Genomic DNA, 264 nt, shown 5'->3' on the forward strand with positions numbered 1-264 from the left:
CTTTCAAAACGCTGGCAAGCTCAATTAGATGAACGCATAGCGTATATGCAACGCATACGCGACCGCGTAGATGGATGTATTGGCTGTGGGTGTTTATCACTTAAAAGCTGCCCTATTTATAATAAAGACGATCATTTAGGGAGTGAGCAAAGTGGAGCTGTATTGTTAAAAAGTGGTTAAATCACACAATGTGATTAGTGAAAAAACTAGTGACATGAATATTTAATAAATCATTGATTATTAAATGTTCATTCATTAATATAT

The 264-nt window shown here is 34.5% G+C and carries 1 pseudogene; it reads left to right on the forward strand.

Annotation, left to right across the window (positions count from 1 at the left end):
• Positions 1-180, forward strand: a pseudogene (locus SB756_RS31205) (redox-sensitive transcriptional activator SoxR); the annotation flags it as partial.
• Positions 181-264 lie beyond the last annotated feature (84 nt).

It is taken from the genome of Pseudomonas sp. SIMBA_068, from assembly GCF_046534705.1.
GTDB classification, from domain to species: Bacteria; Pseudomonadota; Gammaproteobacteria; order Pseudomonadales; family Pseudomonadaceae; genus Aquipseudomonas; species Aquipseudomonas putida.